Origin of the sequence: Streptomyces sp. NPDC057694 (assembly GCF_042799415.1) — a bacterium.
Taxonomy (GTDB): Bacteria; Actinomycetota; Actinomycetes; order Streptomycetales; family Streptomycetaceae; genus Streptomyces.
In genome coordinates, this window is sequence record NZ_JBHVIX010000033.1 from 25,786 (window position 1) to 30,970 (window position 5,185).

At 68.6% G+C, this 5,185-nt stretch carries 4 protein-coding genes; 1 reads left to right on the plus strand and 3 read right to left on the minus strand.

Features of this window, described 5'->3' with window-relative positions; translation table 11 throughout:
• Positions 1–98: 98 nt before the first annotated feature.
• The 3 genes from ACFVDP_RS39740 to ACFVDP_RS39750 all read right to left on the minus strand — a co-directional run bounded on the left by ACFVDP_RS39740 (position 99) and on the right by ACFVDP_RS39750 (position 2,774).
• Positions 99–518, minus strand: a complete 420-nt coding sequence (locus ACFVDP_RS39740; RefSeq protein ID WP_383501302.1) for a MarR family winged helix-turn-helix transcriptional regulator — start codon at positions 516–518, stop codon at positions 99–101.
• A gap of 135 nt (positions 519–653) precedes the next feature.
• Positions 654–1,865 carry an MFS transporter gene (locus ACFVDP_RS39745; RefSeq protein WP_383501305.1) on the minus strand — a complete coding sequence of 404 codons (1,212 nt, stop codon included), beginning with the start codon at positions 1,863–1,865 and terminating at the stop codon, positions 654–656.
• A 159-nt stretch (positions 1,866–2,024) separates the two neighbouring features.
• Positions 2,025–2,774: a glucose 1-dehydrogenase gene (locus ACFVDP_RS39750; protein ID WP_383501308.1), complete on the minus strand. Its 750-nt coding sequence runs from the start codon at positions 2,772–2,774 to the stop codon at positions 2,025–2,027.
• Positions 2,775–2,968: 194 nt separating this feature from the next.
• On the opposite strand from ACFVDP_RS39750, the gene ACFVDP_RS39755 reads away from it, so the two are divergent.
• The gene (locus tag ACFVDP_RS39755) at positions 2,969–3,976 is read left to right on the plus strand and encodes a hypothetical protein (RefSeq protein WP_383501310.1); all 1,008 of its coding nucleotides are present in this window, start codon (positions 2,969–2,971) and stop codon (positions 3,974–3,976) included.
• Positions 3,977–5,185: the final 1,209 nt, after the last annotated feature.

The window sequence follows — 5,185 nt, forward strand, 5'->3', positions numbered from 1 at the left end:
GGGGGACGCGTTTTAGTTTCTTCCTGTCGGGATCCTCCTCTTTCCCCCCCCAACCCTTTTTCGGCCCCCCACTTTGCTGGTGCGGCCCCGGAAACGGTTCAGGCGGGATCGGGGATCCGCTCGAGATTCTCGTGCAGATCGTCGGTGATCTCCGCCAGAAGGGCGATCTGGCTGGGTGTGAGGTGGTCGAGGAAGAGCCGGCGCACGTCCTCGACATGACGCGGCGCGGCCGCCTCGATGGCCGCGTAACCGGCCTGTGTCACCTGCACATACACCCCGCGCCGGTCGTAGGAACAGCTTTCGCGGTCCACCAGACCCCGCTTCGCCATGCGCGCCAGATGATGGGACAGCCTGCTCTTCTCCCAGCCGAGTTCCTTGGCCAGCTCCAGAACGCGCAGTCGGAAGCCGGGCGCCCGGGTCAGTTCGGCCAGCACCGTGTAGTCGGCGGCCGACAGGCCGAACTCGCTCTGCAGCGGCCGCCCGGTCCGGGTGACCAGGCGCTCAAACACACGGAGCATGCCACGCCATGCCTGCTCTTCTGTTCCCGTCAGCCAGCGGGGTATTTCGGCTGCCATGACACCCCCATAAGTTGATGCATCACATACCCCCTCGCCCAAACTGTAGTCGTGGAACATGCGCTGGGACCATGCCTGCTACCGAGTCGCCCTGCGCAAGCCCGCCGGGATCAGCGCGCTGATCAGGACCGCGAGCGCGCCGACGGTGAAGGCCGCGGTGATTCCCTGATGGTCAGTCAGCAGGCCGCCGACGAAGGAGCCGACGGCGAGGAAGGTCTGCGACGCGGTGACGAGGAGAGCCAGGGCGGCGTCCGTGGCCTGCGGGTACAGGCGCATCACCCGTGCCTGGGCGATCAGGGGGACAGAGCCGAAGGACGCGCCCCACAGCAGGACGAGGACGACGACGACGGGGGTGGAGGCCGTGACGGTGAGCAGCAGGACCGCGGTGGCGAGGACGAGGGCGGTGACGGCGGCGAGGACTTGGAGGGAACGTCGGGCGACGATGAGGCCGACGAGGAAGTTGCCGGCCAGTCCGGCCAGCCCGTAGCCCAGCAGTACAGCGGTGACGGCGTCGGGGCCGAGGTGGGCGTGCTGCTGCAGGTAGGGGGTGATGTAGGTGTACGCGGTGAAGTGTCCGAAGAAGACGATGGCGGTCGTCACCAGGGCGAGCGCGACGGGTGGTGTCCGCAGGGCGTTGCCGAGCGTGGCCAGGCGAACCGCTCCGTTGGGCGGCAGGGCGGGCAGGGCGAGGACGAGGAACAGCAGGGCGAGGGCCGCGGCGACGGCGGCGATGACGAACACGGTGCGCCATCCGGCGACGTGGCCCACGAAGGCGCCGAGCGGGAGGCTGATGACGGTGCCCGCGGAGATGCCCGCTGTGATGAGCGAGGCCGCCCGGTCCGCGTCGGCGGAGGGAACGAGCCGACTGCCGACTCCCGCGCCCATGGCCCAGAAGCCGCCGACGCCGAGGCCCAGGAGCAGGCGCGCCGCGATCATGACCGCTATGTTCGGCGCGAGCGCCGCCAGGACGTCGGAGACCGTGATCAGGGCGGCGAGGGCGAGAAGCACGTGCCGGCGGTCGAGCCGGCCCGATGCCATGGTGAGAAGGGGCGCGGCGACCGCGGCGGCCAGGCCGGGGACGACCACGAGAAGTCCCGCGGTGCCGGTGTTCACATTGAGGCTGCCGCCGATGGCGGGCAGCAGGCCGACGGGCAGGAACTCCGAGAGCACCAGTACGAACGACACCGCCGCGACGGAGACCACGGCCGGCCAGCTGCCGCGGGCGCGCCGCGGGCGCGCTGCGGGCGCGTTCTCCGGGGAAGAAGCGGTCGGCGTGAGACGACTGCTCATAACTCTCCTTGTGTAACGGTGCGTGACGTCGTGTGGCCCTCGCGGGGGCCGGATCTGGGCATGAGCAGGGCTCATGCCCGCAGGTTGGGCGGGGGCCGCGGTGGGGGTGCCGCGGCCCGTGCCGTGTGTGGTGCTGTGTGGTGCTGTTTTGTGTGGGTTTTAGATTTGGTTGGCGCCGCCGTCGATGAAGATTTCGGTGCCGGTGATGAAGCTGGACTGGTTGGTGGCGAGGAAGAGGGCGAGGTTGGCGACTTCGCTGGGCTGTCCCATGCGGCCGAGGGGGACGGTGGCGGCGAGGGTGTCGCGCAGCTGTGCGGCTTGTTCGTCGTTGGGGGCGAGGCCGTCGATGCCGGGGGTGTGGATGGGTCCGGGGGCGATGGTGTTGACGCGGATGTTGCGGCCGCGCAGTTCGTTGGCCCAGGTGCGTGAGAGGGCGCGGATGGCGGCCTTGGAGGCGCCGTAGACGCCGAAGGCTTCGTTGCCGACGGTGGCGGCGGTGGAGCCGGTGAGGATGATGGAGGAGTTGTCGTTGAGGTGGGTCAGGGCCTTCTGGACGGTGAAGAGGGTGCCCTTGACGTTGATGTTGAAGGTGGTGTCGAAGTGGTCTTCGGTGACGTCGGCGAGGGTGGCGAACTCGCCGCCGCCGGCGTTGGCGAAGAGGACGTCGATGCGGTGTCCGGCCTCGGCGATGGTGGCGTAGAGGCGGTCGAGGCTGGCCAGGTCGGCGCTGTCGGCCTGCACGGCGGTGACGTTCCCGCCGATCTGCTCCGCGGCCTGGTCCAGGGCCTCCTTGCGGCGCCCGGTGATGTAGACGTGCGCACCCTCGGCTGCGAAACGCTGCGCTGCGGCCAGGCCGATGCCACTGGTACCGCCGGTGACCACCGCGGTCTTGCCGTCAAGCTGTCCCATGATCTGCTCCTGCGTGCTCGCGGTGGTGGCCTGGTCGGCTGACCCGCCATCCGTTCCGTTCAACGTTCAATCACCATAGATTCCGGAAGGTGACGTGTCAACTATAAAGGTGATGCTTCACCTACGCACGCTGTTCGCCCGGCCCCGGGCTTGACGCGCCATGGGCATACGTATTTGATGAGTACTATTCGGCCATGACGGAACTCTCCGCGGCGGGATCCGCCGACACTCTGCGCTGGTCAGAAGAGATTCAGGACATCACGGCGGGCGATCTGGTCACCGCTCTGTCCTATGGAACCCCGGCCGGCGGCGCGATCGCCATCCCGGTCTCACCCCTCGGACTGGTCGACCCCGAGGCCGGGACGATCGGCGTCACCACATCCCTCGCCTTCAACGGCAAGCTGCGCAACATCCTGCGCGATCCGCGGGTGGCCATGGCCTATCACACCCGTGACCACGGATTTGCGACGGCGGACGGCTTCGTGCTCGTCCAGGGGGCGGCCGATGTCCCCCTGAAGCCGTCACCCAAGGCCCTCGAAGCCCTGCAGCCACGCCTCACCCGCTTCCTCGGCCCCATGCCCACCGGCCGCTTCTGGGACTGGGCGCTCGGTGACTACCTCGATACGCGTGTCGTCATAGATATCGATGTCAAGCGCGTCGCCTCCTGGCCCGACACGCACGGTGCCGGTGACCTCACCGTCTCCGGCGCCGCCTGGCCCAAGCCGCCGGCTCCGCAGTCGGCACCGGCCAAGGGCAGCGGCCCCCGGCTCGACACGGGCAAGCTCCACCGCCAGATGGCCAAGCTTCCCCACCAACTGCTCGCCTACCGCGGAGCCGACGGCCACCCGGTCGTCCTGCCGGTGCGCGTCATCGGGCACGACGAGAGCGGACTCCACCTCGACATCCCCGCCGGACTGCTTGAGCAGGGTGGCCGCCGGGCGGGTCTGACCGCCCACTCCTTCGGCCCGCAGGCCGTCGGACTGGCCAACCGGATCTGCACCGGATGGCTCGAGGTGTCCGAAGCGGGCGACACGGCGGTGTACGCGCCGCACACCGCCGCCGGGTTCGCCGCGCCGGCGGTCAAGAGCATTCAGTTGTTCGCCAACGGGATGTTCGCCAAGCGCCTGTGGCGCAAGGCTGAACGGGAGGGCACGCTGGCGCAGCTCGCCGAGCTGAAGGCGGCGGCGCACCGGTCGGCCTAGGGCGTGTCTTCCAAATCCCCTCGTCGCCCGCGGGGCAGAGGGGAGTTGGAAGACAGGCCCTGGGGCCTCGGCCTCCTTCGCGGCGGTCGGTGTCGACTGTGGAGGAGGCCGGAGCCGGACGGAGGGAGCTGTCCCGGTGTGAGGCGATTCGGTACGCGGATGAATCGATGCCCAGCGAGAAACATATGATCGCGTATTTCGGCCACACCTAGTACAGTCGGCCACTGTCTGAAGTCAAATCGGCACCTCGGTGGGGAGGGGCGTTATGCGCGGCTCGTGCACCCGGCACCGTTTCGACCGCGTACATGTGTGTGCCCCTCTCCTGATCGCTCCCGGGGCCGGCTTCTGATGGCCATTGACGGGTTTGGCGCGGTTGTCGTGTTGGCGTTGACGGGGATGCGCCCCCCGAAGGGTGATGCGGGGCGGGTGCGGGCTGAGGTGGAGTACCCGCATGTGGAGTTGGCGGATGGTCTGGGGCGGGTGCAGGAGCTGATCGCGCAGGTGGCGGGGTCGGTGGCGGGGACGGCTGAGGGTGAGTGGAGTGCGGCGTATGTCGCTGCGATGAAGAAGTTCGCGGGGGGTGAGGGAGCGGATTACATCGCGGCGTTGCGGGAGACGGCGGTGCGGTTGGCTGAGTATGCGCATGAGTTCGCGTATCAGCTGGATTACACGAACCGGATGATCATCGCGCAGGTGGTGCAGTTCCTGCTGGAGTGGGCGTTGACGCTGGTCATGGCGGTGTGGAATCCGATCGGGGCGTTGATTGAGCAGTCGTTTCTGCGGGCGTTGTACCGGGGGGTGTTGCGGAGTTTCCTGTTGCGGTTCTTGGCGGCGGTGGCGACGCATGAGGTGTTGAACGTGGGGTTGGCGGCGGCGATGGACGGGTTGGTGCAGTGGTCGTTGGCGGCGGACGGGTTTCATACGTCGCAGGGGGGTCGGTATACGAAGCAGGCGGTGGAGTTTGGTGCGGTGCAGGGGGCGTTCGGGGCGTTTGTTCCGTTGTTGGGTGGGGTGTTGGGGTCGGGGTTGGGTCGTTTGGTGGGGCGTGATGTGGCGGGGGTGATCGGTCGGGACGTCGAGCGGGCGTTGGCTGGTGTGCCCGGTGCGGGGGGCCTGGGCGGTGTGGGGGGTGCGGCGTTCGGCCGTCGGGTGGGTGGTCTGGCGGCGGGGATGGCGCGGGGGTTCAGGTCCGGTGGGGTGCCGCATGAG